Origin of the sequence: Humibacillus xanthopallidus, assembly GCF_006716675.1 — a bacterium.
Taxonomy (GTDB): Bacteria; Actinomycetota; Actinomycetes; order Actinomycetales; family Dermatophilaceae; genus Humibacillus; species Humibacillus xanthopallidus_B.
In genome coordinates this window covers 498,409-524,198 of sequence record NZ_VFPM01000002.1, presented here as the reverse complement: position 1 = coordinate 524,198, position 25,790 = coordinate 498,409, and the positions used below count along the sequence as shown (strand labels likewise).

Here is a 25,790-nt window from a genome sequence, read left to right as displayed (position 1 = left end):
AGGCACAGTGGCAGGATCGAGACGTGACGAACCCGCGCACCCCCCTCGCGTCCCTGTCCGACGACGACCTCGCCGCCTTCCTCACGCAGCAGCAGGCAGCCTACGCGGCGCTGCAGGGCCGTGGCCTGAAGCTCGACCTCACGCGAGGCAAGCCCGCGTCGGCGCAGCTCGACCTCTCGAACGACCTGCTGCACCTGCCGACGAGCACGACCGACCGGGCCGGGGTGGACGTGCGCAACTACGGCGGGCTCGAGGGCCTCGCCGAGCTGCGCGAGCTCTTCGCCGAGCTGCTCTGGGTCGAGCCGTCGCAGGTCGTCGCGGGCGGCAACTCGAGCCTCACGATGATGTACTCCACCATCGTCGACTTCCTGCTCTTCGGCGGCGTCGACTCCCCGCGGCCGTGGTCGCGCGAGGAGAAGGTCACCTTCGTCTGCCCGGTGCCGGGCTACGACCGGCACTTCTCGATGCTCGCAGAGTTCGGCATCGAGATGGTCACCGTCGACATGCACGACGACGGGCCCGACGTGGCCGCGGTCGAGGCGCTCGTCAAGGACGATCCCAGCGTCAAGGGCATCTGGATCGTGCCGACCTACGCCAACCCCTCCGGCGCGATCGTGTCGCAGGAGAAGGCCGCGCGACTTGCCGCCATGCCGACCGCCGCCCCCGACTTCACGATCTTCTGGGACAACGCCTACGCCTTCCACCACCTGACGGAGGACGAGGCGAAGAGCGCCGACATCCTCAGCCTCGCTGCGGCCTCGGGTCACCCGAACCGCCCGATCATGTTCGCGTCGACCTCGAAGATCACCTTCGCCGGCGCCGGCGTCGCCGTGCTCGCGGCCAGCGAGGCGAACGTCAGGTGGTGGCTCGGCCACCTCGCGATGGGCTCCATCGGCCCCGACAAGGTCAACCACCTGCGCCACGTGGAGTTCTTCCGCGACGCCGACGGCGTGCGCGCCCACATGCGCAAGCACCGCGAGATCATCGCGCCGAAGTTCGCCGCGGTCGACGAGGCCCTGACCGACGGGCTCGAGGGCCTCGAGGTGGCGGAGTGGACCCACCCGACCGGCGGCTACTTCGTCAACCTCGACGTGCTCGACGGCACGGCCTCGCGCGTCGTCTCCCTCGCCAAGGGGGCCGGCATCGCCCTGACGCCGGCGGGCGCGTCCTTCCCCCACGGCCACGACCCGCGTGACCGCAACATCCGCCTGGCGCCGACCTTCCCGGGCCTCGACGAGGTGCGCACCGCCATGGCGGGCGTGGCCACCTGTGTGGCCCTCGCGGCGGCAGAGAAGCTGACGCAGGATCGTGCCTCCGGGGTAGGAGCAGGCGTCGGAACCACCACCGGGCAGAGCGAGCCCACCACCGAAGGAGCGCCGCGATGAGCGACAACGAGCAGGGCGAGACCATCGGCGACGACCTCACCGTCTACAGCGTCGACGACGAGGACCAGCTGCAGCCCGAGGACACCCTCGACGGCGACGACCTCGAGGACGTGCTCGACCGCGGCTACTCCCCCAACGACCGTCCCCAGGGCGTCACGGCCCACGGCACGACGGCCTACGAGGAGTCGATCGACGAGACGATCGAGGAGCGCATCCGCCAGGAGGTGCCCGACCCCAACTCGGCCTACGGCGCCCCGGACAACGAGAGCGGCCTCGACGACGAGCGTCTCGGCGGCGACGACCCCGACTCCATCGACGCCGAGGACGACTGGCTCGGTGACTCCGAGGTCGGTGACCGGCGCGCGGGGCGTCTCGTGGCCGACGACGAGGGCGCGCACGACGACGAGGAGAAGCAGGCCTGGGCCAACGACGTGGGCATCGACGGCGCCGGCGCCTCGGCCGAGGAGGCCGCGATGCACATCGTCGACGAGATCGCCGACGAGCCCACCGACCGCTGACCCACGGGCCGGGTCACTCGCCGGCCAACCCTCCCGCCGCCCCTCCGGCCACCCCTCCGGTCGGGGCACCGGCCGGGTGACACACTGACCCGCATGACGCGCGAGGTGACGGCCCTTCCCAAGGCCCACCTGCACCTGCACTTCACCGGCTCGATGCGCGTGGAGACGGTGCGCGAGCTCGCCCAGCAGCACGGCATACGCCTGCCCGACGCGCTCGTCACGGGATACCCGCCGAAGCTCGCCCGAGCGACCGACGAGCGTGGCTGGTTCCGCTTCCAGCGCCTCTACGACGCCGCACGCGCCTGCGTCCGCGGCGAGGCGGACATGCGGCGGATCGTGCGCGAGGCCGCACACGACGACGCGGCCGAGGGCTCGCGGTGGCTCGAGATCCAGGTCGACCCGACCTCCTACGCGCCCTTCGTCGGCGGCATCACCCCGGCGCTCGAGATCGTCCTCGACGAGGCGAGGTCGGTGTCGTCCGACGGGCGCATCGGGGTCGCCGTCGTCGTCGCCGCGAGCCGGATGCGCCACCCGCTCGAGGCGCGCACGCTGGCCCGACTCGCCGCGCGGTATGCCGGTGACGACGCGGGCCACGTCGTGGGCTTCGGCCTGTCGAACGACGAGCGGCGTGGAGCGACCGAGGAGTTCGGCCCGGCCTTCGCCATCGCCCGCCGCGCCGGGCTCGCGCTCGTGCCCCACGGCGGTGAGCTGCTCGGCGCCCAGGCCGTCATGGAGACCCTCGAGCACCTCGACCCCGACCGCATCGGCCACGGGGTGCGCTCGGTCGAGGACCCGGCCGTGCTCGACGCCGTGGCGGAGTCCGGTGCCACGCTCGAGGTGTGCCCCGGCAGCAACGTCGCTCTCGGCGTCTTCGGCACGGCCGCGGAGGTGCCGCTGCGGCGGATCGTCGAGGCCGGCATACCGGTGGCGCTGGGGGCCGACGACCCGCTCCTCTTCGGCAACCGCCTCGCGGCGCAGTATGCCGCCGCCCGCGAGCTCGGCTTCGACGACGCCGAGCTCGCGGCCCTGGCCCGCGGGTCGCTGCGGGGCAGCCGCGCTCCCGAGCGGGTGCGGGCCGCGGCGCTCGCGGACGTCGACACGTGGCTCGCGACGCGCCCCATGCCGTGAGCCTCGACACGCTCGCACCCACCTCGAGAAGTCGGACCAATGGGACATCAGGACGTCCCTCCGAGTGAGCCGAGTTTGCTCCACGGCGACCCCGGCGTTCATGCTGGTCGGGAGATGAAGACCTTGACGCGATCCTCCGACGCCCCCTCCACGACCTCCCGCACCCGTCTGCGACAGCTCTGCGCGGTCGCCGTCGTGGTGCCCGCTCTCGCGCTCGCTGCGTGCAGCGGCGAGTCCGCGGTGACCGCCGACCCGACCGCCCCGGCGACCTCGGCCAACGCGGCGACGACGCCTGCGACGACCACGACGACGACCGCCCCCGCCACGGAGACGGCCACCCCGACGACGCCGCCGCCGGCAGCCGTCGAGAAGGTCAGCTACAAGAACATCAACGCGGTCATCAAGGACCCCGACCTCGGTCACACCATCACCGCCACCCGCATCGCGCGCCACCTCAAGTGGCCGTCGGGTCAGCCCGTGGGTGCCGAGCAGTTCGAGATCGTCGGGGTGCGCGTGCGCTTCGAGGCCGGCACGCGCTACTCCGCGACGCTCGAGCCGTCGATGCTCAGCCTCATCGCGGCGAACCCCAAGCAGACGGTTCCGTCGACGAACGAGTTCAAGGGCCTGTGGAGCGCCAAGGACCTCAGCACCGCCACCCGCGAGAAGTGGTCGTCAGGCTGGGTATTCTTCAAGGTCAACCGCGGCACGACCTCGGCCCTGACGCTGGCCTTCAACCGGCCCGCCTACCAGGTCAGCACGACCGACAAGGCCATCAAGGCCAAGACCTTAACGGTCGTCCTCTCGAAGTAGCCTCGAGGCCGCTCCCGTCGTCACGGGGGCGGCCTCGGCAGCTCACCGGGCCGGCCGTCAGAGGGTCTCGCCGACGAGCACCGGCTCGTTGACGAGGCGCACGCCGAAGGCCTCCTCGACCCCGTCACGCACCTCGCGCGCGAGGGCGAGCACGTCGGAGGTCGTCGCACCGCCACGGTTGGTCACGGCGAGGGTGTGCTTCGTCGACAGGGCCGCCGGGCCGGGCAGCCCGTGGCCCTTGCCGAAGCCCGCCCTGTCGATGAGCCACGCCGCGCTCGTCTTGACGCGGCCGTCGGGCTCGGAGAACCGCGGCGGGAGCGGCGCCTCCGGGCCGAGGCGGTCGCTGACCCGCTCGACGAGGTCGTCGAAGCCACGCGGGCTGAGGATCGGGTTGGTGAAGAAGGAGCCGCACGACCACGTGTCGTGGTCGTCGGCGTCGAGCACCATGCCGCGGCTGCGACGCTGGTCGAGGACGGCCTCGCGCGCGTCCGCGAGGGGCACACGGGTGCCGAGCGGCACCCCCAGACCGTCGGCCAGGGCGGCATACGCAACGGGACGGCTGAGGTCGGCGATCTCGAACTGGAAGAGCACGTCGAGCACGACGAAGCGGTCGGTCCCCTTGAAGCGGGAGCGGCGGTAGCCGAAGCCGCAGTCGCCGTTCGCGAAGGTGCGCACGGCCTGGTCGCGACGGTCCCACGTGCGCACCGACCAGATCGTCTGCGAGACGTCCTGGCCGTAGGCCCCGACGTTCTGGATCGGGGTGGCGCCCGTGAGCCCCGGTATGCCGGAAAGTCCCTCGACGCCGGCCCACCCCTCCGCGACAGCCCGCTCCACCAGCGAGTCCCAGCCCTCCCCCGCGGCGACGCGCACGAGCGCGCCCGCGCAGAAGTCGGCCGACTCGGGGGTCACCCCACCCGTCGCGACGTGCACGACGGTGCCCTCGAACCCCTCGTCGGCCACGATGAGGTTGGAGCCGCCGGACACGACGAGCAGCGGCTCGTCCGCGTCGTCGACCTCGCGGACCGTGTCGACGAGCTCGTCGATCGTCGAGACGGTGACGAGGCGGGCGGCAGGGCCACCTACCCGCATCGTCGTCAGGGACGCCAGGGGGACATCGTGGTCCTCGCGCACGCTGGTGGCGGCGTTCAGTCGAGCACGGCCACGGCGATGGCCCGGCCGAGGACCTTCTCGCCGCCAGCGGTCGCGGTCAGCTCGACGGTGACCCGCTTCGTCTCCGGGTCGAGGGCCTTGACGACGCCCGACACCTCGATGTCGGCGCCACCGTCGTAGGGCACGACGACGGGCTTGGTGAAGCGGGTGCCGTACTCGACGACCCGGCCGGCGTCGCCGACCCAGTCGGTGACGAGCGTGACGGCCGAGCCCATCGTGAACATGCCGTGCGCGATGACGTCGGGCAGCCCGACCTGCTTGGCGAAGGGCTCGTCCCAATGGATCCGGTTGCGGTCGAGGGAGGCGCCGGCGTACTGCACGAGGCGGGGCCGGTCGACGTGGATCGTCACGGGGGGCAGGGCCTCACCGACGGTGACGTCGGCCGCGGAGCGCACCGTGGCGGGGGCTGCGGGGGTGGTGGGGTGCTCGTTCATCACTCGCCTCCTCGGATGACGATGGTCGAGGTCGCGGTGCAGACCGGCTCGCCGGCCTCGGTCGCGAGCTCGGTGCGGGTGGTCACCATGGCGTGGCCTCCGGCCTCGCGCACGGTGTCGACGTGCAGGGTGCCGACGATCGCGTCACCCGCGGTGAGCGGACGGTGGTGGACGAAGCGCTGCTCGCCGTGCACGACCCGGCTGAAGTCGATGCCGGCGTCGGGGTCGCGGATGAGCTGGCCGTCGCACTGCTGCGCGATGAGCACGGCGAAGGTCGGCGGGGCGATGACGTCGGCGTAGCCGCGCGCCCGCGCGACGTCGGCGTCGACGTGCACGGGATCGGTCGAGCCGACCGCCTCGGCGAACTCGCGGATCTTGGCGGCACTGACCCGGTAGGGCTCGGTGGGCGGGTACTCCCGCCCCTGGAAGTCTGCGTTGACCGGCATACCGGCAACCCTATCGAGGCGACGACGACGAACGCTCCCCCGGCCACGGGCCGGAGGAGCGTTCGGTGCTGCTGAGGAGCTGACAGGCCGCCCACGCGCTCATGGGCGGGGCACAGGCGCTGGGGTCAGCGGGTCTCGCGGTGCTCGGTGTGCTTGCCGCACTTCGGGCAGAACTTGTTGAACGCGAGACGGTCGGGGTTGTTCCGACGGTTCTTCTTCGTGATGTAGTTGCGGTCCTTGCAGTCCACGCACGCCATCGTGATCTTGGGACGGACGTCGGTGCTCTTGCTGGCCACGGCAACCTGCTCTTTCGGGAACGTGCTTGCTGAAACGATGTCTTCGGGTGCTCCGCCGCGCACGTGAACAAGCGGGCACGCGGTCGCGACACACAAGGCTACGTGACAGCGGTGCCGATCGAGAAATCGTCTGTCGAGATCTCGGCCGGCACCGGGCGCCACGCAACGAAGGTGGTAGCGGGAGCGGGGCTCGATCCCGCGACCTCACGATTATGAGTCGTGCGCTCTAACCAGCTGAGCTACCCCGCCATGGGCTGCCACCCGGGTCCGCCTCAGTCTTGCGACGGACCGATCGGGTGACCGACCAGAGCCCCAATAGGGAATCGAACCCTAGACCTTTTCCTTACCATGGAAACGCTCTGCCGACTGAGCTATTGGGGCACGGCCAACGCGATGCGGCCCCCGTCGAGGAGCCGCGGCTGACCTGTTCTGCGACGGTGAGACTACACGGTCGCCGCGACAGAAACGAAATCGGCAGAGCGCCGGATCACGCGTCGTGGGGCGTCGGGCTGAGATGATCACCTCATGACCGGTCCCGTCACGGAGCCTCCTCTGCCGCCGACGCCCAGCGGTGACGTCGTCGTCCGCTTCGACCGGCGCAACGTGTGGCGCACCGGCTGGGTGCTCGCCGGGGTCGTGGCGCTCGCGGCCCTCGCCAGATGGGTGATCGACGACGGCGGAAGCGTCATCTTCACCCTCATCATGTCGATGCTCGCCGCCATCGCCATGGAGCCCGCGGTCGCCCGCCTCAGCCACCGCATGCGACGAGGCGTCGCGACGATCATCGTCATGCTCGGCGTCCTGGTCTTCATCATCGTCTTCCTGCTCGCCTTCGGACGCCTTCTCGGCGAGCAGCTCGCAACCTTCGTCAAGTCGGTGCCCGACATCGTCGAGCGGGCGGTCGCCTGGGCCAACGAGACCTTCGGGGCCTCCCTGACGGTGCAGTCGATCCTCGAGCAGTTCACCGGCGGGACTGCAGGGCTCGCCCGCGTCGCCGGCAACCTCGCCGGTGGCCTCATCGGCGTCATCGCGGCCGTGCTCGGCGCGTTCTTCTCCTCGATCACCTTCTTCTTCTTCACCTTCTACTTCTCGGCCGACAACCCCCGGCTGCGCATGTGGGTCGCGAGACTCGTGCCCCCGAAGCAGCAGGAGGTCTTCGGGGTCGCCTGGGACCTCGCGGTCATCAAGACCGGCGGCTACGTCTCGGCGCGCCTCGTGCTGGCAGCGATCTGCGGTGGCCTCTCGAGCCTCTTCATGCTCATCATCGGCATGGACTACTGGCTCGCCCTCGGCATCTGGACCGGCCTCGTCGCGCAGTTCGTCCCGACGATCGGCACCTACATCGCGATCGCGCTGCCCGTCCTCGTCGGCCTCATGGGGCCGGAGCCGTGGCAGGGGCTGGCACTGCTCGCCTTCGCCCTCGTCTACCAGCAGATCGAGAACGTCACGATCGAGCCCCGCATCTCGGCCGAGGCCGTCGACGTGCACCCGGCGGTGTCCTTCGCCGCCGTGATGTTCGGCGCGGCGCTCTTCGGGGTGGCGGGCGCCTTCGTCGCCGTGCCCGTGGCGGCGCTCATGCTGTCCCTCTTCGGCATCTACTCGCGCAAGTACGACCTCGTGCCCGAGCTCGCAGCCCTCCAGGCGGCGAAGGAACACACGAAAGAGCAGAAGAAGCGGACGCACCGGGCGAAGGCCGCCGCCGACCCCGCCGGACAGACCACGACCGGGGACAGCACGGGGCAGGCGTCCACCGAAGGCGTCTGAGCCTCAGGACGATTCGTTCTCGGCCAGTGCCGTGGTCGCGTCGGCCTCCCGTCGCTCGGCCCGATCGCGTATGCCGCTCGCCTCGTCGAGCTCTGACGTGACCTTCTCGAGGCGGGCCCGTGCCGTCGCGAGACGTCGCTCGAGGTCGGCGATGCCCTCGATGACCTCTTCCTGGCGGGCGGTCAGCACGGCGACCTGACGATCGGCCGTGCGCAGCTCGGAGCGGGCCTGCTCGAGCTCTGCCGTGAGGCGACTGCGCTCCGCCGCTCGACGTGCGCGGCGTCGCTCCTCGAGGTCGACGGCGGCAGCCGCCTCGCCGCCCTCCCCTCCGCCCTGCAGCACCTCGAGCGCGGGCCGCGCCCCCGCGGCGCCCCCGACGAGCCCCGTGTCGACGGCCACGACGTCGTCGATGTCGACCGACCCGAAGCCGGAGTAGGACAGGGCGCGCACGAGGGCACCGGTGAGGATCGATGCCTCGGCACTCTCGTCGGCGACGAGCGCGGTGAGCGTGTCGCGCACCTCCTGGGCGACTCCGGCACCGAGCCGCTGGCCCGCAGCGGCCGCCTCGGCGGCGACGCGCTCGGCAACGGCGTCGACGCGCCGCGCTCGCTCCCGCCCGAGCACGCGCAGCTGGTCGGCGTCGAGGGAGCGCTGGGCCTCGCGGAGCAGCTCGGCGAACGCCCTGAAGTCGGCGAGCTCCTCGCCGTGCTCGCGGACGAAGTGGTTGAGTGCCCACGCCGCGACGGTCGGCTTGCGTAGGGCGGTGATCTCCTTGGCGAGCGCTGCGTCGCCGGCGTCGCGCGCCTGCCTCACGAGCTGGGTGCGCAGCGTCGTGAACTCACCCGGCATCGCGGCATACAGCTGCTCGACGGCGGCGCGCAGGTGGAGGATCACCCCTGCATCCTCCCGCACCCACGCGGGTGGCGGGGTGGTGCAGACCCGGGTCGACGGGCCACAGTGGTGCCGTGATCTGGATCTGCGAGACGTGCGCCGTCGAGACGGCAGACCTGCCGCAGCCGCCCGCGGCCTGCCCCGTCTGCGAGGACGAGCGCCAGTGGGTCCCGGCCGACGGCCAGCGCTGGACCACCCTCGCGGAGCTGCGAGAGCGCGGCACCCGCATCGTGGCGACCGAGGTGGAGCCCGACCTGTGGGGGCTGCGCGCCGACCCCGCCGTCGGCATCGGGCAGCAGACGATGGTCGTGCGCACGACCGAGGGCAGCCTGCTCTTCGACTGCGTCGGCTACATCGACGACGCCGCCCTCGAGCTCGTGCGCTCGCTCGGTCCGACGCTGGCCGTGGCTGCGAGCCACCCGCACATGTACGGCGTGCAGACCGAGTGGGCGCACGCCCTGGGTGACGTGCCGGTGCTCGTCGCGGAGCGCGACCGGGAGTGGGTCCGACGGCCGAGCCCGCTGGTCGAGCTCTACGACGAGCGTCGCGAGGTCGCACCAGGTCTCACGCTGCACCGGGTCGGGGGGCACTTCCGCGGCCAGGCCGTCGTCGAGTGGGCGGCCGGGGCGGCAGGGGCAGGAGTGCTGCTCGCCGGTGACGCCGTGTTCCCCAACCCCGACCGCCGCTCCGTGAGCTTCATGCGCAGCTACCCCAACCGGATCCCCTTGTCGGGCAACGTGGTCCAGCGGATCACCACCCAGCTCGAAGGGCTTCACTTCGACCGGCTCTACAACAACTTCGGCGCGGTCGTGCCCTCCGACGCCAAGGGCGTGTTGCGCAGGTCCGCCGACCGGCACGCGGCGTGGACACGCGGGGACTTCGACCACCTCACCTGAGTCGGCGGGTGAGGTGGCGGGCGGCGTCAGTCAGTCAGTCAGTCAGCGTCGAGCGCCGACTCCTTGTGCGCCGCCCTGGCGCCCGTCTTGCTCGACTCGACGATCCAGTAGGGCTCGTCCTTCGAGGCGTTGAACTTCTGCCCTCGAAGGTGAACTCCGAGACGCGCTTCTCGACCGCTGTGCCGGTGGTGCGGCCCTGCGAGGTGTTCCATCGGACGGTGTCGCCCTTCGTGATCGCCATGGAGGCGATCACAACACGCGGCAGCGGGGTGTGCCAGTGGTGCCCCGAGCGGGTAGGAGACCCTCGACGGCGTCGTCCGGCGCCGCGCCGAACCCTGTGGAGGAGATGCCATGAGCGACAGCCCGCTGGACCCCATGAGCGATGACCCGACGACCGAGGGCCCTGCCGACGGCGGAGCCGACACGTCGTCGCACGACGGTGGCGCCGATGGCGGCGCCGACACGGAGGGGCCCGCCGACGGCGGAGCCGACACCTCCTCGCACGACGGTGGCGCCGACGGTGGCGCCGGCACGGAGGGGCCCGCCGACGGCGGAGCCGACACCTCCTCGCACGACGGTGGCGCGGACGGCGGGGCCGGAGCGGACCCGACCACCTCGATCTGATGACCGCTGGCACGACGAGCCGGGTGCCCACGCAGCTGCGTGGGCGCCCGGCGCTGCAGCGGCTCGTGCCCGTCGACGCCGCGGAGTTCGCGGCTGACACCTGGGCCCGCTCCCCCCTCGTCACGCGCGCCGCCGACCTACCCGGGGGACTGTCGGAGCTCTTCGGTGAGAGCGCGGTCGACGAGCTCGTCTCACGACGGGGCCTGCGGGCGCCCTTCCTGCGCGTCGCGCGCGACGGACAGACCCTCGGCGACCGCGAGTTCACCCAAGGTGGTGGCGTCGGGGCCACGGTCGCCGACCAGGTGAGCGACGACAAGCTGCTGCGCCTCTTCGCCGCGGGCGCGACGATCGTCCTCCAGGGCCTGCACCGCACCTGGGGCCCCCTCATCGACTTCACCCAGCAGCTGGCCGACGAGCTCGGCCACCCGGTGCAGGCCAACGCCTACGTCACGCCGCGCCAGAGCACGGGCTTCAGCGACCACTACGACGTCCACGACGTCTTCGTGCTGCAGGTCGGCGGCGAGAAGCGGTGGCGCCTCAGGCCGCCCGTGCACCCCGCCCCGCTTCGTGACGAGCCGTGGACCGACCACCGCGCCGAGGTGGCTCAGGCGAGTGCCGCCGAGCCGGCCTTCGAGTTCACGCTCCGACCGGGCGATGTGCTCTACCTGCCGCGCGGGTGGGTGCACTCCGCCACGGCGCTGGGCGGCGTCAGCACGCACCTGACCCTCGGGATCCACGTGTGGACGCGTCGGCACCTCGCCGACGCCCTCGTGACCTCGGCGCTCGCGGCGGTCAGCCGCGACGAGCAGGTGAGGGCCTCGCTGACCCCGTCGCCGGAGGGCTTCGGCCACGGCGCTCTCGCCACCGACATCGAGCTCGTGCGCGAGGCCCTCATCCGCGCCCTGCAGGAGGTCGAGCCCGACTCGGTCACCGACGCGCTCGAGACGAAGGTCCGCGCGGCCCAGCGACCCTCTCCCCTCGGCCCGCTCGCCCAGCTCGCTGCTGCCGAGGCGCTGACCGGCGAGACCTGCCTCAGGCTGCGTCCGTACGTCGACGCCCGACTCGTGCCGCTCGACGACGGGCACGCCGTGCTGACGAGCCGCCTCCCGGCCTTCGAGGTCGAGGCGCGAGACGTCGGCACCGTCGTGGCGCTCGTCGACGGCGGCGTGCTGCGCGCCGACATGGTCGGCGTCGACCTCGCCCGACGGCTCATGCTCGCCGGCCTCGCCGTCCCCGAGGACTGACCGCCCCGACGACTGGCCGGGCCGTCCTGACGCGTCAGGGCAGGACGGCCTGGGTCAGGGCCGCCCGGGCGCCGACGAGTGACGGGCCGTACCACGTCAGCAGGCGACCGCTGACGAGGGCCGTGCGGGCGCGCGAGAACGCCTCCGGACCGTCATCGGCCGTGAAGACGTACGGCTCGTCCGGCAGCAGGACGACGACGCCATCGCGGTCGAGGTCGGCGAGCTCGACGTGGGGGTAGCGGTCGGCATGGCCGCCGAGGACGTTGCGGCAGCCCAGCCGCGAGACGACGTCGCCCGTGAAGGTGTTGCGGCCGACGGCCATCCACGGATCGCGCCAGATGGCCACGGCGACCTCGAGGGTCGGGTCGGGCGCCGGAGTGTCCCACTCCGCCCGGGCCTCGTCGGGCCAGGCAGGCACGGGCACCCCGAGTGCCTTCGTGAAGAGCCGCTCGAGCGAGTCGAGCGCCCCGGGCACCGTCTCGATGTCCGTCACCCAGACCGGTATGCCGCTCGCCCGCAACCGCTGCACGTCGAGCTCGCGGTTCTCCTCCTTGTTGGCCACGACGAGGTCGGGCTCCAGGGCCGCGATGGCCTTGAGGTCGGGGTTCTTCGTGCCGCGGACCCGGTGCACCGCGAGGTCGCTCGGGTGGGTGCACCAGTCCGTCGCACCCACGAGCCGCTCGGGGCACGTCGCCGCCAGGGCCTCGGTGATCGACGGGACCAACGACACGACGCGCGTCGGCGACGTGGCCGACCGGACGGCATACCCCAGGTCATCGGTCAGCACCGCGCACCTCCCCACACCACACCCCGCCAACCTCCCGGTCGATGCATCTGCGCGAGCCTGAGGCCGCGCAGGTACATCGAACCACGCGGGGTGGTCTCAGACGTTGCGGCGGTACTGGCCGCCGACCTCGAAGAAGGCCTCGGTGATCTGCTGGAGCGAGCACACCCGCGCCGCCCGCATGAGGACGTCGAAGACGTTGCCGCCCTCGATCGCGACCGCCTTGAGCTCCTCGAGGGCGGCCGCCGCCTCGACCTCGTGCTCGGCCCGGAAGGCGCGGACCCGCGAGAGCTGGCCCCGCTTCTCCTCCTCGGTGCCGCGGGCGAGCACCACCGTGCGGGGCACCTCGCCCTCGTGCGGGTTGCGGAAGGTGTTGACGCCGATGATCGGGAGGCTGCCGTCGTGCTTGCGGTGCTCGTAGAGCATCGACTCGTCCTGGATGCGGCCGCGCTGGTAGCCCGTCTCCATCGCCCCGAGCACACCGCCGCGCTCGGTGATGCGGTCGAACTCCTTGAGCACGGCCGCCTCGACGAGGTCGGTCAGCTCGTCGATGACGAAGGAGCCCTGGAGCGGGTTCTCGTTCATCGCGAGCCCCCACTCGCGGTTGATGATGAGCTGGATCGCGAGGGCACGACGCACCGACTCCTCCGACGGGGTCGTCACGGCCTCGTCGAAAGCGTTGGTGTGCAACGAGTTCGCGTTGTCGTAGATCGCGATGAGCGCCTGCAGGGTCGTGCGGATGTCGTTGAAGTCCATCTCCTGCGCATGCAGCGAACGGCCGGACGTCTGCACGTGGTACTTCAGCTTCTGCGAGCGCTCGTTGGCGCCGTACTTCTCCTTCATCGCGACCGCCCAGATGCGGCGGGCGACCCGGCCCAGGACGGAGTACTCGGGGTCCATGCCGTTGCTGAAGAAGAACGACAGGTTCGGCGCGAAGTCGTCGACCGCCATGCCGCGGGCGAGGTAGCTCTCGACGTAGGTGAAGCCGTTGGCGAGCGTGAAGGCGAGCTGGCTGATGGGGTTCGCCCCGGCCTCGGCGATGTGGTAGCCCGAGATCGACACCGAGTAGAAGTTGCGGACCTGGTGCTCGATGAACCACTCCTGGATGTCCGCCATCATCTTGAGGCTGAACTCTGTGCTGAAGATGCAGGTGTTCTGGCCCTGGTCCTCCTTGAGGATGTCGGCCTGGACCGTGCCCCGCACGTTGGCGAGGGCGTATGCCGTGAGGTCGGCCCGCTCGGCGTCGCTCGGTGCGCGCCCCTCCCGCGCCGTGAAGGCGTCGACCTGCTGGTCGATGGCGGTGTTGAGGAAGAAGGCGAGGATCGTCGGGGCCGGACCGTTGATCGTCATCGAGACGCTCGTCGTCGGCGAGACGAGGTCGAAGCCGCCGTAGAGCACCTTCATGTCGTCGAGCGTGGCGACGGAGACCCCCGAGGTGCCGACCTTGCCGTAGACGTCGGGGCGCGGGTCGGGGTCTCGGCCGTAGAGGGTGACCGAGTCGAAGGCGGTCGACAGGCGCGTCGCGGGCTGGCCCTCGGAGAGCAGCTTGAAGCGTCGGTTGGTGCGGAACGGGTCGCCCTCACCCGCGAACATGCGGGCCGGGTCCTCCCCTTCCCGCTTGAACGGGAAGACCCCTGCCGTGTACGGGAAGTAGCCGGGGAGGTTCTCACGGCGCAGGAAGCTGACGAGCTCGCCGTGGTCGCGGTAGCGGGGCAGCGACACCCGAGGGATCTTGTTGCCCGACAACGACTCTCGCGTCAGAGCGTTGCGGATCTCCTTGCCACGGATGCTGACGACCTGCTCGTCACCGGAGTAGGACTCGACGATGGAGGGCCAGGCGGCGAGGGCACCGGCGACCTCGGCGGGCACGTCGGTGCGTGCGTCGTCGAGCAGGGCCTCCACGGCGCGGACCGCGCTCTCGGCGCTGTCGACGTCATCGGATGCAGCAGCGCCGGCGAGCTCGCCGCGCACGGACTCGAGGCGCTGCACCCGGCTGGCCGCGGCGGCATACCGCTCGGTGGCCTCGTGGTAGCCCCGGACCGTGTCACTGATCTCCGCGAGGTAGCGCACGCGGGCCGCGGGCACGACGGTCGCGATGCGCGTCGAATGCTTCGTCGCGACCGTGGGCAGGACGCCCTCCGCGATCGCCATGCCCTTGTCGGACAACAGGGTTCGCAGCTCCTGGTAGAGCGCGGTGACGCCGTCGTCGTTGAAGGTGGCAGCGGACGTGCCGTAGACGGGCATGTCGGCGGGCCCCTTGCCGAAGGCCTCGCGGTTGCGCACCATCTGGCGGCCGACGTCGCGCAGGGCGTCCTCGGCGCCACGACGCTCGAACTTGTTGATGGCCACGACGTCGGCGCGGTCGAGCATGTCGATCTTCTCGAGCTGGCTGCTCGCACCGAACTCCGGCGTCATGACGTAGAGCGACACGTCGGCGAAGTCGACGACGGCGGCGTCACCCTGGCCGATGCCCGGCGTCTCGAGGATGACGAGGTCGAAGCCGGCCGCGCGCACGACGTCGACGACGTCGTCGAGGTGCGTCGGCACCTGCGAGCCCCCGCGGGTGGCGAGGCTGCGGAAGAAGACACGGTCGCCGTCGAGCGAGCTCATGCGGATGCGGTCACCGAGCAGGGCGCCACCGCCACGGCTGCGCGTCGGGTCGACGGCGAGGACGGCGACACGGAGCTTGTCCTGCTGGTCGAGACGCAGCCGGCGGATCAGCTCGTCGGTGAGGCTCGACTTGCCGGAGCCGCCGGTGCCGGTGATGCCGAGCACCGGCACGCGCCGCCGGCCGGCCGCCTCGCGGATGCCAGCCAGGGTGGTGTCGTCGAGGCGACCCTCCTGCGCACCGGTCACGGCCCGGGCGACGGCGGCGCGGTCACCGGCCAGCACGGCCTCGAGCGAGGGGGCGCCGGTCTGCCAGAGGTCGAAGTCGCAGTCGGCCACGACGGTGTTGATCATCCCCGTGAGGCCGAGGCGCTGGCCGTCCTCGGGGCTGAAGATCGTCACCCCCGACTCACGCAGCCGCGCGATCTCCTCGGGCACGATGACGCCGCCACCGCCGCCGACGACGCGGATGTGGCCGGCGCCGTTCTCCTTGAGCAGCTGCACGAGGTACTCGAAGTACTCGACGTGCCCGCCCTGGTAGGAGCTGACCGCGACGCCCTGCACGTCCTCCTCGATGGCGGCGTCGATGACCTCCTGGACCGAGCGGTTGTGCCCGAGGTGGATCACCTCGGCGCCCTGCGACTGCATGATGCGCCGCATGATGTTGATCGACGCGTCGTGGCCGTCGAAGAGGCTGCTGGCCGTGACGAGCCGGACGTGGTGTGACGGCTGGTGGAGATCGCGCTTCGCTGCGTCGGACATGGAAAAATAGTAGGACTTCCTACTAATGGACGTCAACGCGTCGCGTGGCTACGATGACGGCATGAGCGCCGAGACGACGGGCCCGCGGCCCTTGACGGGCCCCGGGCTCGGTTTCGACCCCATCGCCCGCGCCCGGCAGCAGTGGGTGGAGCAGGGCTGGCACGCCGCCGCCGACGGCATGGCCGCCGTGACGTCGCTCATGCGGGCCCACCAGATCGTGCTCGCCCGCGTCGAGGCGACCCTGAGACCGCTCGGGGTGACGTTCGCGCGCTACGAGGTCCTCATGCTGCTGTGGTTCAGCAAGCGCGGGTCGCTGCCGATGAAGGTCATCGGCAGCCGCCTGCAGGTGCACCCCACGAGCGTCACCAACGCCGTCGACCGCCTCGAGGACGCCGGGCTCGTGACCCGTTCCACGCACCCCGAGGACCGGCGGGCGATGCTCGTCGCACTCACTCCCTCGGGCCGGGAGCTCGCCGAGCGGGCCACCAAGGCGCTCAACGCCGAGGTCTTCGAGCAGCCCGACCTCTCGAGCTCGGACGTCGACTCCCTCGTGGAGATCCTGACTCGCCTGCGCCGCGACGCCGGCGACTTCTGACCCGGCCTCCGCGGCTCAGCGAAGGTCCAGTCGCCTCCGAGCAGGCCCGCAGAAATCTCTCAGACGACGGGTCCATCGTCGGACCATGGTCCGTCCTCGCCGGGTCGCGCACGCGCCGCACCGCTCAGCCCGCATCCTCACCGGCACGTATGCCGTCGCCACCGTCGTCGCTCTCGTGCTCGCCCTCGTGGGGCGGCACAGACCGCATCCGACGGCGGTCGAGGAGTTCTTCGGGCTGCTCAACGTGCCGGTCGCGCCCACGGTGGTCTCCGTCGTCCTCCTCGGCATCACCACGCGCGCACTGTTGGGGCGCAAGCGGATCGGACTCTGGCTCGTCGCAGCCTTCCAGGTGCTCGGCCTCGCCCTGGGCACCGTCGAGCTGCTGCGCTCTCAGCTCCCGCTCGACGAGATGTGGGAGAGTCGCGGCTCGCTCGGCCGCGGCCTCGACGTCGCTGCGGCGCTCGTCGCCGTCGCCGCGCTGTGGTGGCTCCACCGCACCCGAGACGAGTTCACGGGCAGGCTCCAGCGCGGCTCGTGGTGGCCGACGCTCGCGGCGCTCGCGGTGGGCAGCGTCGCCACCCTGGGTGTCGCCTGGCTGCTCATCGGTGCCGTCGGCGCCCCGCGATCACAGGTGCGCGCCGTCGTCGCCACCGTCCTCGCCGCCCTGGGCGGGGTGAGCCGCCGCTCCCTCGGCCTCATCCCGCCCTGGGTCATCGACGTCGTCGCCGTGCTCGCCACGCTGACCATCCTCGGCGCGCTGCTCCTCTTCGTCGCCTCGGCCCGGCCCCGCAGCCGCTGGTCCCCCGACCGCGAGCTGTCGCTGCGCCGCCTCCTCTCGGCCCACGGCGCGGACGACTCCCTCGGCTACTTCGCGACCCGGCGCGACAAGTCGTCGGTCTTCTCTGCAGACGGCAGGGCCGCGGTGACCTACCGGGTCATCGGCGGCGTCTCACTGGCCTCGGCCGACCCGATCGGAGACCCGGACTCCTGGGCAGGCGCGATCGCCGCGTGGCGGGCCGAGGCCCGGGAGTTCGGCTGGGTGCCGGCCGCCCTCGGCGCCAGCGAGCGGGCCGCTCGCAGCTATGCGGCGGCCGGCATGCAGGTGCTGCTCATGGGCGACGAGGCGATCCTCGACCCCGCCCGCTACGACCTGCGCCGCACCTCGATGTCCGACGTGCGGCACGCCGTCAAACGGGCGGCCCGGGCCGGCCTCACCGTCCAGGTGCGCCGACAGGACGACATCGCCGCACCCGAGCTGCACAGCCTGAGCCGGCACGCGGACGCCTGGCGCGCCGGCGAGGTGGAGCGCGGGTTCTCGATGGCGCTGGGCCGCAGCGACGACCCCGCCGACGGCCGCATCGTGCACGTCACCGCACGAGACGGCGACGGCGAGCTCGTCGGCCTGCTCTCCTTCGTGCCCTGGGGGCGAGGCGGTCTCTCCCTCGACCTCATGCGCCGGTCGCCCGACGCACCGAGCGGCGTCACGGAGCTCATGGTCAGCGAGCTGATGGCTCGCGCCCGCTCCCTCGGGATCTCCCGGGCGTCGCTCAACTTCTGCCTCTTCCGGGGGGTCTTCGAGGACGCGAGCCGGCTGGGCTCGCGCCCCCTCACCCGCCTCAACGCCTCGGTGCTCGGGCTCTTCGACCGCTTCTGGCAGCTGGAGCGACTTCACCGCGCCACCCAGAAGTACGAGCCACAGTGGTCGCCACGCTTCCTCTGCCACGACGACACCGTCGCCCTGCCCCAGGTCGTGCTCGCGGCCGGAGCCGCCGAGGGCTTCATCCCGTGGCCGCACCGCCGCACGACGACGGGCGCGCTCGACGAGGCCCAGCTGCGCGAGGCCGCGCGCATCGACGAGGCGGCCGCCGATGCCCAGTCGCTGGAGCCGCGGCGCTCCGAGCAGTTCCGCCACCGCCTCGGCACCCTGGAGCGGCTGCGCCAGGACGGCTACGACGGCTACCCGGTCGGCGCCGGCCAGCCGTCGACGTCCATCGGAGCGCTCCCGCCAGAGGCATGGCGCCGGCCCACCCCCCTCGACGTCGTCGGCAGGGTGCGTGACGTCCGCGACCACGGTTCCGTCGTCTTCGCGACGCTCGTCGACGGTGCCGCCGCCGTCCAGCTGCTCCTCGACGCGGCGGTCGTCACCCGAGCCCGGCTCGACGCCTTCACGAGCACCGTCGACTCCGGCGACCTCATCCGGGTCGAGGCGGTCACCGGCGCGTCGCGCACCGGCACCCCCAGCCTCGTCGTGCGGGCCTGGCGGATGGAGGCGAAGTCCCTCCACCCGATCCCCTTCGGTGCCCTGCGCGACCCGGCCCTGCGCGCCCGGCAGCGCTCGACCGAACTGCTCGTGCACCCGTCCGGGATCGCCCTGCTGCGCACCCGGTCCGAGGTCGTGGCCTCCATCCGGCGGCTGCTCGGCGACGAGGGCTACCTCGAGGTCGAGACGCCGATGCTGCACACCGTGCACGGCGGCGCCACCGCCCGGCCGTTCCGCACGTACATCAACGCCTACGGCCTCGACCTGTCGCTGCGCATCGCGCCGGAGCTCTACCTCAAGCGCCTCCTCGTCGCCGGGATGGGCCCGATCTTCGAGCTCGGGCGCAACTTCCGCAACGAGGGCGCCGACGCCACGCACAACCCCGAGTTCACCTCGCTCGAGGTCTACCAGCCCCACGGCGACTACACGTCGATGCGCCTCCTCGCCGAGCGGATCGTGCGGCAGGCCGCTCGCCAGGCGCACGGGGCCGAGGTCATGCCGCTTCCCACCCGCGACACGGCGCGCACCGGTACCCAGGGCGCCGAGCTCGTCGACATCAGCGGAGAGTGGCCGGTGGTGCCGGTGCTCGAGGCGGTCTCCGAGGCCGTGGGTCGCCGGGTCGACCTCGACACCGACATGGACGTGCTCATCGGCCTCGCGCAGACCCACGACGTCGCGCTGCGGCCCGAGATGGGGGCCGGGGCCGTCATCGAGGCGCTCTACGCCGAGCTCGTCGAGCCGGCGACGATGCATCCGACGTTCTACACCGACTTCCCCGTCGAGACCTCACCGCTCACGCATCCCCACCGCTCGCGGCCGGGGCTCGTGGAGCGCTGGGACCTCGTCATCGCCGGCCTGGAGATCGGCACGGCATACAGCGAGCTGACCGACCCCGTGGACCAGCGCGCGCGACTCACGGAGCAGTCGCTCAAGGCTGCTGCCGGCGACGTGGAGGCGATGGAGGTCGACGAGGACTTCCTCCTCGCCCTCGAGCTGGGGATGCCGCCGAGCGGTGGCCTGGGCCTCGGGATCGACCGGCTCATCATGCTGCTCACCAACACCGCCATCCGGTCGGTCCTCACCTTCCCCTTCGTGCGCCCGGCCGCCGGCCGCACCGACCTGACGGAGGCCGGCACGTGGAGCTGACCGACTCGAGCCTCATCCTCCTGCTCGGCGGGCTCGGCCTCGTCGTCTTCGTGCTGCTCGTCATCGGCTGGCCGCACTGGGGCAACCGCTACGCACGGGCCGCGACCCGGGGCGTCCAGGTGCTCCTGCTCAACGTCCTCGTCGTGGCGCTCTGCGGCGCGGCCCTCAACGACCAGTACCTCTTCTACTCGAGCTGGGCCGACCTGCTCGGCTCGCGGGCTGCCTCGGTGCAGACGCACCACGGCGGCACGAGCCACGACGTCGTCGTGGCGAAGGTGGCGGGGACGGGCCTCACCCACCTCCCGGCGACGCCCGTCACGCTGCCGCCCCTGCCGCGGCCCGGGGCCCGGCTGCAGAGCTACGGCGTCGTCGACCAGCGCGCCAACGCCCAGGGCCAGGTGCTCGTCTACCTGCCGGTCGGCTACAACCCCAGGTCGACCCACGCCTACCCCGTCATCGTCGGACTGCACGGCTTCCCCAGCGGGCCGATGGGCTTCGTCCGGCTCAACATGCTCTCGACCATCGACACCCTGACGGCAGAGCACAAGATGGCGCCCTCGATCGTCGTCATCCCGCGCATCGACACGCCTGCGGGCCTCGACACGGAGTGCGTCAACGGCGGCCCGGGCCAGCCGCAGACCGACACGTGGCTCGCCCACGACATCCCGGCCTGGACCGCGAAGCACTTCCACGTGCAGCGGGTCCGCACCTCGTGGGCGACCTGGGGCTACTCCTACGGCGCGTGGTGCGCCGCCTCCCTGTCGATGCGCCACCCGGACGTCTTCGGCGCGTCCATCGGGATGCAGGGCTACTTCCGGCCCGACTTCAGCTCCCGCTACGACCCGCTGACCAGCGCCACCCTCGGCGGCTACGACCTCGTCAACATGGCGCACACCGCTCCACCCGCTCTCGCCATGTGGATCCTCACCTCGCGCGAGGACAGCCTCTCCTACCCGACGACGTCGAAGTTCCTCAGCGTCGCGAGGCCGCCCCTCGACGTGACCGCGACCGTGCTGGCCCACGGTGGCCACCGCGACTCGGTGTGGGAGTCGTTCGTCCCTGCATCGTTCCTCTGGCTCGCACAGACGATGCCCGGCTTCCATGGCTGAGGGCGGCGCTCGGCCACGGCGCCTCCTCGCCGTGGCGGGCGGTGTCGCCGTGCTCCTGCTCGTCGGCTGGGCCCTGGGCGGCGGCCACCTGGGAGCCCTCACGTCCTCTCCTGCCTCCGGTATGCCGTCCGCGACGAGTGCACGCGCCTCGCCGTCTGCGAGGACCTCTCCCTCGCCCACCACACCCTCGTCGCCCACGGCCGCCCCGACCACTCGCAGCGGCCCTGCCCCCGGCGACCCACTGACCGTCGTGGCCCTGGGCGACTCCGTGCCGTCGGCCGCTTCGTGCGACTGCACGGGCTACGTCGAGCGGCTCGGCGCCTCGCTCCAGCGCGAGACCGGTCGTCCGGTGACGGTGCACAACGACGCCACCGGCGGCTGGACGACCTCCGACGTGGAGGAGGACCTCGGCTCGCCGTCGACGTCGCGACACCTGTCCAGCGCCGACCTCGTCATCATCGAGGTCGGTGCCAACGACTTCGACCTCGACCGCGTCGACGACCCGGCGTGCCTGCCCGCCGCCACGTCCTCCTGCTGGAGCTCCACGATGAGCGACCTGCGAACCGGCCTCTCGCACATCGTGTCCGACATCCGTGCGGCGGACCGCAACGCGCAGGTGAGGATCGCCGTCGTGGGCTACTGGAACGTGACGGTCGACGGCGCAGTCGGCCAGGCCCGGGGCAAGTCCTTCGTCGCCGGGAGCGACGCCCTCACACGCGCGGTCAACACGACGATCGCCGGGGTCGCGAGCAGCCTGCAGGCGATCTACGTCGACGCCTACACCCCCCTCAAGGGCGACGGCTCGCTCGACCCCACCTCGGCCCTCCTCGACGACGGCGACCACCCCAATGCCAAGGGGCACGCCATCATCGCCGGGGCCGTGCTCGACGCCCTCACCTCGGCCGGCGCCGTGGCGACCTGGACGCCGAGACCCTGACGACGGAGGTCTGACGCCGAGCCCTGAGCACGGAACGCCCGCCGGGAGCTCAGCCGATGACGCGGTCCAGGAAGGCGTTGCCGAACTTGACCTCGGGGTCGACCCGCCGGCGCAGGTCGCGGAAGTCGCCGATCCGGGGGTAGAGCGGCTCGAGCTGCGCCGCACCCGCGACGAAGCACTTGCCCCAGTGCGGTCGGGCCCCGAGCGGCAGGAGCGCGTCCTCGATGAGGGGGAGCACGGCATACACCCGCTCCACGTCGCGCACCCACGTGAAGTGCACGCCGACGACGTCGTGGCCGTAGGAGCTGCTGAGCCAGTGGGAGTCGGCGGCGACGGTGCGCAGCTCGGTCACCATGAGCACCGGCGCCATGACCTCGGCGAGCGCGCGCAGCCGCGTGACGGCCTCGAGCGTGTGCTCGCGCGGCAGGAGGTACTCGCTCTGCAGCTCCTCGCCACGGCTCGGGGTGAAGTCCATGCGGAAGTGCGGCAACCGGTCGAGCCACGCCCCCGGCACGCCACCCTGCTGCGTCACCGCCGCCGTCTCGCCGCCCTCGAGCATGTGCATCGTCGAGGTCGCGGCGAGGGCTCCGAAGAGCTCGCGCGGCGGCTCGGTCGCCCCGTCGCCGACCCGGCTCTTGAGCCACACCTGGTCGATGCCGGCGTCGGTCCAGCGGGTGAAGAGGCTGACGCTGTAGGCACTGCTCGTGATCGTGTCGACGTGCTCCGCGAGGGACTGCCAGCCGAGATCGGTGAAGACGTCCTGGCGCACGTCGTAGGTCGGCTCGATGTCGAGCGTCACCGCGGTGACGACCCCGAGCGCACCGAGGGCGACGACGCTCCCCTCGAAGTCGGCGTCGCCGCGCGCGACCCGGCGGATCTCGCCGTCCGGTCCGACGACCTCGAGTGCAGCGACGGCCGTTGCGAGAGAGCCGTTCTCGACTCCAGAGCCGTGCGTGCCCGTCGCGACCGCGCCAGCGACCGAGATGTGCGGGAGCGATGCGAGGTTGGCGAGGGCCCAGCCCTCCGCCTGCAGCCGGGTCGCGACCTCGCCGTATGCCGCCCGCCCCGTCACGCGCGCCGTGCGGGTGCCGGCGTCGACCTCCACGGTGGTGGGAAGGTCGGCCAGCGAGACGAGCACGCCTCCGGCTCCGGTTTCGTCGGTCGTGTCGGTGAGGTCGGTGAAGCTGTGCCGCGAGCCCAGCGCTCGCACCCGCGGTGATGCGGCGACGACCTGCTGCACCTGCTCGAGCGACTGCACCCGCTCGACCCGGGCGCGATAGGTGTGGTTGCCCGCCCAGTTGGTCTCGACCTGCGTCATGGCTTCTCGTTCTCCTCGTCTCCGGTGACGACCCACCTCGCCGAGGGGTGGGCTGGTCCAGCTCGGGGTCGGTCCACCCTAGGCTCAGCAGGCCGACGGAGCCGGTGCGGATCATCTCGTGGATCACCTGCTGGATGACGTGGCCCGTGGTCCGTCGCGGGAGGGGCAGACTTGCCCCGTCACCGCCCCGGTCACCACCCCCTGCAGGAGCTGCCTGTGTCTGCCGACGTCGTCCCGCCCACGTCCATCGAGCTGCGGGCCGAAGGGATCTTCCTCGAGGTGCTGACGGCCGGGGCCGCCGTGCGCCGGCTCGAGGTGCCCGGTGCCGACGGGCGACCGGTCGGCGTCGTGCTCGGCCACGCCGACACCCGCACCTACGTCACGGCCGGCGGCTACCTCGGAGCGACGATCGGCCGGTTCGGCAACCGCATCGCCGGGGCGAGCTTCGAGCTCGGTGGCACGACGCACCGGCTCACCGCCAACGAGGGCACGACTACCCTGCACGGGGGCGTCGACGGCTTCGACCACCGGCCGTGGAGTGTCGTCGACCAGAGCGCGACAAGCGTGCGCTTCGGGCTGCACAGCCCGGACGGCGACCAGGGCTTCCCGGGCGCGCTCGATGTCACCGTCACGTATGCCGTCGCCCCGGGCGAGGTGCGCATCGACTACACCGCGACCACCGACCGCGAGACGCTCGTCAACCTCACGAACCACAGCTACTTCAACCTCGACGGCGAGGGCAGCGGGCCCGTCGACGACCACGAGCTGACCCTCTCATCAGGTCGCTTCACCCCCACCGACACTCTGCTCATCCCCACCGGGGAGCGGCGGGCGGTCGACGGCACGCCGTTCGACTTCAGAGCGCCCCGCCGCATCGGCGAGGCGCTCGCGCACCGCGACGAGCAGCTCGACCACGGTCAGGGCCTCGATCACAACTTCGTCGTCGACGGCGAGGGGCTGCGGCACGTGGCCACGCTGCGTGGGCGGTCCGGGCGCACCCTCGACATCGAGAGCGACCAACCCGGCGTTCAGGTCTACACCGGGGCGCACTTCGACGGCACGGTCATCGGGACGTCGGGCACGGCATACGGCCCCCGGTCGGGAATCGCCTTGGAAACACAGGGCTTTCCCGATGCGCCACACCACGCTGACTTCCCGTCGACGGTGCTCGAGGCAGGCGAGACCCTCCGGTCGACGACGGTGTGGCGGCTGCGGTGACGACGTCAGTGGCGGCCGTGGCGGCGGTCGCTGTCGTGCTTGTCGGGGTGGACGTCCTCCGGGAGCTCGTCCGGCTCGGCTCCCTCGCCCGGTCGGGCCGCGCCCCAGCCATCGGTCGTGATGGTGTCGATGGGTGGGTTGCCCACGAGGTGTGAGCGCTCCGCACCTTCAGGGTGGTCCTCGCGCTGCTGGAGCGTCTGGTCCTCGTGGGTGTTGAGGGTGTCGTTGTCGCCCTGGCCACGCATGCCCAGGAAGATCGCGAAACCACCCGCCAGCACGACGATGACGCCGAGGAGCACGAAGAGTCCGACCTGGTCGCCCATGGCGCCTCCTTCATCGATTCGCCCCGCACCCGAACTCCGGCGGGGGACGACTGCCCTCGATGGCGATCGGCTCCAGAGCGTCGAGTGGAACCTGTCAGTGCACTGCGCTTCGGAGTCTACTCGCGTGCGAGCCCCGGGTCCGGGACCTCTGGAACCTCGTTGTTGCGCCGAGCTGCCTTGTCTCCCAACGTCGTGAGCCGACGGATGATCCCGCTGACGGCGCGCGCGGCGTCGCGACCCTCGACCCCGTGTCGGCCACCCCGAGACGGCCGGCCCGGCAGGAGCCGACCTGCCCAGCCCATGACACGCGTCGTGGTCGCGGGTGCGAGTCCTCTCACGCGGATGCCGACCCAGGCGAGCGGGGTGAGCACGACCATGGGACGACCGGCCAGGACTCCACTGACGATGCGCCGGGCTGCGCGGTCTGCGTCCATCGACACCAGTGGCAGCGACGCGGCCGGGGCGAACCACGAGTACTCGGCCTGCGCGTCACCACTGAACCGCGCACGCTGGTGGGAGCCCGTGCGCATGAGTCCCGGCACGACGGTGGTGGCCGTCACACCCGTGCCGCTCAGGGCGGCTGCGAGCCCGTCGGAGAAGCCGACGGCTCCGAACTTGGCTGTGGCATAAGGCAGTAGGTGGGGAGGCGAGACCATGCCGCCGATCGAGGTGACGGTGCCGATGCGCCCGCGACCGCGCAGCCGCATGGCCGGAAGCACGGCGAGGGCCGCGTGGATCGGCCCTCGGGTCATCGTGTCGATCGCGTCGTCGAACGTCTCGGCCGACATCGCCTCGGCAGGACCGACGTCGATGATGCCGGCCACGGTGACGAGGACGTCGATGGGCCCCAGGGTGCGCCCCACCTCGTCGACGACAGCCTCGACGGCGGTCCTGTCCCGCACGTCGCAGGCACGGGTGTGCACCTGGCGACCGCGTCCGGACAGGCGACGGGCAGCCGCATCGAGCTCGTCGGCACCGCGCGCCGTCATGACGACGTCGTGACCCCGGTCGAGCAGCTCGCGGGCGATGAGCAGTCCGAGTCCGCGAGAAGCCCCCATGACGAGGGCCAGCCCCCTGGACGGTCCGGTCGGGCGGATCATGGCGTTCTCCTCCGTGTCGGGGTGA

Annotated in this window: 24 protein-coding genes, 2 tRNA genes and 1 pseudogene; 13 read left to right on the top strand and 14 right to left on the bottom strand. The window is 71.8% G+C overall.

Annotated elements, in window-relative coordinates:
- Positions 1-23: 23 nt before the first annotated feature.
- The 4 genes from FBY41_RS10330 to FBY41_RS10315 all read left to right on the top strand — a co-directional run bounded on the left by FBY41_RS10330 (position 24) and on the right by FBY41_RS10315 (position 3,841).
- The gene (locus FBY41_RS10330; protein WP_141844139.1) at positions 24-1,385 is read left to right on the top strand and encodes an aminotransferase class I/II-fold pyridoxal phosphate-dependent enzyme; all 1,362 of its coding nucleotides are present in this window, start codon (positions 24-26) and stop codon (positions 1,383-1,385) included.
- Positions 1,382-1,903 (top strand): DUF5709 domain-containing protein, encoded by a 522-nt coding sequence (locus FBY41_RS10325; protein WP_141844137.1) that lies wholly within the window; start codon positions 1,382-1,384, stop codon positions 1,901-1,903. The genes FBY41_RS10330 and FBY41_RS10325 overlap by 4 nt, the downstream gene beginning before the upstream one ends.
- 93 nt (positions 1,904-1,996) lie before the next feature.
- The gene (locus FBY41_RS10320; RefSeq protein ID WP_141844135.1) at positions 1,997-3,031 is read left to right on the top strand and encodes an adenosine deaminase; all 1,035 of its coding nucleotides are present in this window, start codon (positions 1,997-1,999) and stop codon (positions 3,029-3,031) included.
- Between the two features lie 123 nt (positions 3,032-3,154).
- Complete coding sequence (locus FBY41_RS10315; RefSeq protein WP_141844133.1) at positions 3,155-3,841, top strand: hypothetical protein; 687 nt, start codon at positions 3,155-3,157, stop codon at positions 3,839-3,841.
- 57 nt (positions 3,842-3,898) lie between these two features.
- Here the strand turns inward: FBY41_RS10315 and FBY41_RS10310 are convergent, their stop codons facing one another.
- The 6 genes from FBY41_RS10310 to FBY41_RS10285 all read right to left on the bottom strand — a co-directional run bounded on the left by FBY41_RS10310 (position 3,899) and on the right by FBY41_RS10285 (position 6,568).
- Positions 3,899-4,972 (bottom strand): UDP-N-acetylmuramate dehydrogenase, encoded by a 1,074-nt coding sequence (locus FBY41_RS10310; protein ID WP_141844131.1) that lies wholly within the window; start codon positions 4,970-4,972, stop codon positions 3,899-3,901.
- A gap of 14 nt (positions 4,973-4,986) precedes the next feature.
- Positions 4,987-5,445: a MaoC family dehydratase gene (locus FBY41_RS10305; RefSeq protein WP_141844128.1), complete on the bottom strand. Its 459-nt coding sequence runs from the start codon at positions 5,443-5,445 to the stop codon at positions 4,987-4,989.
- A complete protein-coding gene (locus FBY41_RS10300) occupies positions 5,445-5,891 on the bottom strand; it encodes an FAS1-like dehydratase domain-containing protein (protein WP_141844126.1) in 447 nt (148 codons plus the stop codon). The genes FBY41_RS10305 and FBY41_RS10300 overlap by 1 nt, the downstream gene beginning before the upstream one ends.
- Before the next feature lie 125 nt (positions 5,892-6,016).
- Positions 6,017-6,187, bottom strand: a complete 171-nt coding sequence (gene rpmG / locus FBY41_RS10295; protein WP_141823397.1) for a 50S ribosomal protein L33 — start codon at positions 6,185-6,187, stop codon at positions 6,017-6,019.
- Between the two features lie 172 nt (positions 6,188-6,359).
- Positions 6,360-6,436: transfer RNA gene (locus FBY41_RS10290), tRNA-Met, on the bottom strand.
- Between the two features lie 59 nt (positions 6,437-6,495).
- Positions 6,496-6,568: transfer RNA gene (locus FBY41_RS10285), tRNA-Thr, on the bottom strand.
- A gap of 144 nt (positions 6,569-6,712) precedes the next feature.
- On the opposite strand from FBY41_RS10285, the gene FBY41_RS10280 reads away from it, so the two are divergent.
- The gene (locus FBY41_RS10280; protein WP_141844124.1) at positions 6,713-7,951 is read left to right on the top strand and encodes an AI-2E family transporter; all 1,239 of its coding nucleotides are present in this window, start codon (positions 6,713-6,715) and stop codon (positions 7,949-7,951) included.
- A 3-nt stretch (positions 7,952-7,954) separates the two neighbouring features.
- Here the strand turns inward: FBY41_RS10280 and FBY41_RS10275 are convergent, their stop codons facing one another.
- Positions 7,955-8,845, bottom strand: a complete 891-nt coding sequence (locus tag FBY41_RS10275) for a hypothetical protein (RefSeq protein WP_141844122.1) — start codon at positions 8,843-8,845, stop codon at positions 7,955-7,957.
- Between the two features lie 71 nt (positions 8,846-8,916).
- On the opposite strand from FBY41_RS10275, the gene FBY41_RS10270 reads away from it, so the two are divergent.
- Complete coding sequence (locus FBY41_RS10270; protein WP_141844120.1) at positions 8,917-9,738, top strand: hydrolase; 822 nt, start codon at positions 8,917-8,919, stop codon at positions 9,736-9,738.
- A 38-nt stretch (positions 9,739-9,776) separates the two neighbouring features.
- Here FBY41_RS10270 and FBY41_RS10265 read toward each other — a convergent pair whose 3' ends face one another.
- Together FBY41_RS10265 and FBY41_RS24265 are read right to left on the bottom strand one after the other, a co-directional pair.
- A complete protein-coding gene (locus FBY41_RS10265; protein ID WP_375869868.1) occupies positions 9,777-9,950 on the bottom strand; it encodes a DUF2945 domain-containing protein in 174 nt (57 codons plus the stop codon).
- Positions 9,923-9,991: pseudogene (locus tag FBY41_RS24265) on the bottom strand (hypothetical protein); the annotation flags it as partial. The pseudogene FBY41_RS24265 and the gene FBY41_RS10265, both read right to left, overlap by 28 nt.
- Before the next feature lie 98 nt (positions 9,992-10,089).
- Here FBY41_RS24265 and FBY41_RS10260 point away from each other — a divergent pair.
- Together FBY41_RS10260 and FBY41_RS10255 are read left to right on the top strand one after the other, a co-directional pair.
- Positions 10,090-10,362: a BatC protein gene (locus tag FBY41_RS10260; protein WP_141844118.1), complete on the top strand. Its 273-nt coding sequence runs from the start codon at positions 10,090-10,092 to the stop codon at positions 10,360-10,362.
- The gene (locus FBY41_RS10255; protein ID WP_141844116.1) at positions 10,362-11,606 is read left to right on the top strand and encodes a cupin domain-containing protein; all 1,245 of its coding nucleotides are present in this window, start codon (positions 10,362-10,364) and stop codon (positions 11,604-11,606) included. Before FBY41_RS10260 ends, FBY41_RS10255 begins: the two co-directional genes overlap by 1 nt.
- A gap of 34 nt (positions 11,607-11,640) precedes the next feature.
- Here FBY41_RS10255 and FBY41_RS10250 read toward each other — a convergent pair whose 3' ends face one another.
- Together FBY41_RS10250 and icmF are read right to left on the bottom strand one after the other, a co-directional pair.
- A complete protein-coding gene (locus FBY41_RS10250) occupies positions 11,641-12,393 on the bottom strand; it encodes a helical backbone metal receptor (RefSeq protein WP_141844114.1) in 753 nt (250 codons plus the stop codon).
- Positions 12,394-12,489: 96 nt separating this feature from the next.
- A complete protein-coding gene (gene icmF, locus FBY41_RS10245; protein WP_141844112.1) occupies positions 12,490-15,759 on the bottom strand; it encodes a fused isobutyryl-CoA mutase/GTPase IcmF in 3,270 nt (1,089 codons plus the stop codon).
- 61 nt (positions 15,760-15,820) lie between these two features.
- On the opposite strand from icmF, the gene FBY41_RS10240 reads away from it, so the two are divergent.
- From FBY41_RS10240 to FBY41_RS10225, 4 genes are all read left to right on the top strand, one after another.
- A complete protein-coding gene (locus FBY41_RS10240; RefSeq protein WP_260439684.1) occupies positions 15,821-16,354 on the top strand; it encodes a MarR family winged helix-turn-helix transcriptional regulator in 534 nt (177 codons plus the stop codon).
- Positions 16,355-16,439: 85 nt separating this feature from the next.
- Positions 16,440-19,760, top strand: coding sequence for a bifunctional lysylphosphatidylglycerol synthetase/lysine--tRNA ligase LysX (gene lysX, locus FBY41_RS10235; RefSeq protein ID WP_141844108.1), 3,321 nt, complete (start codon positions 16,440-16,442; stop codon positions 19,758-19,760).
- Entirely contained in the window at positions 19,751-20,869 is a 1,119-nt protein-coding gene (locus tag FBY41_RS10230) for an alpha/beta hydrolase (RefSeq protein WP_141844106.1), read from the top strand. Before lysX ends, FBY41_RS10230 begins: the two co-directional genes overlap by 10 nt.
- Positions 20,862-21,806, top strand: coding sequence for an SGNH/GDSL hydrolase family protein (locus FBY41_RS10225; RefSeq protein ID WP_141844104.1), 945 nt, complete (start codon positions 20,862-20,864; stop codon positions 21,804-21,806). Before FBY41_RS10230 ends, FBY41_RS10225 begins: the two co-directional genes overlap by 8 nt.
- 49 nt (positions 21,807-21,855) lie before the next feature.
- Here the strand turns inward: FBY41_RS10225 and FBY41_RS10220 are convergent, their stop codons facing one another.
- A complete protein-coding gene (locus tag FBY41_RS10220) occupies positions 21,856-23,124 on the bottom strand; it encodes a D-arabinono-1,4-lactone oxidase (protein ID WP_141844102.1) in 1,269 nt (422 codons plus the stop codon).
- A gap of 216 nt (positions 23,125-23,340) precedes the next feature.
- On the opposite strand from FBY41_RS10220, the gene FBY41_RS10215 reads away from it, so the two are divergent.
- Positions 23,341-24,342 carry an aldose epimerase family protein gene (locus tag FBY41_RS10215; RefSeq protein ID WP_185749015.1) on the top strand — a complete coding sequence of 334 codons (1,002 nt, stop codon included), beginning with the start codon at positions 23,341-23,343 and terminating at the stop codon, positions 24,340-24,342.
- A gap of 5 nt (positions 24,343-24,347) precedes the next feature.
- Here the strand turns inward: FBY41_RS10215 and FBY41_RS10210 are convergent, their stop codons facing one another.
- A complete protein-coding gene (locus FBY41_RS10210) occupies positions 24,348-24,665 on the bottom strand; it encodes a hypothetical protein (RefSeq protein ID WP_141844098.1) in 318 nt (105 codons plus the stop codon).
- Between the two features lie 116 nt (positions 24,666-24,781).
- A complete protein-coding gene (locus tag FBY41_RS10205; protein ID WP_141845055.1) occupies positions 24,782-25,765 on the bottom strand; it encodes an SDR family NAD(P)-dependent oxidoreductase in 984 nt (327 codons plus the stop codon).
- Positions 25,766-25,790: the final 25 nt, after the last annotated feature.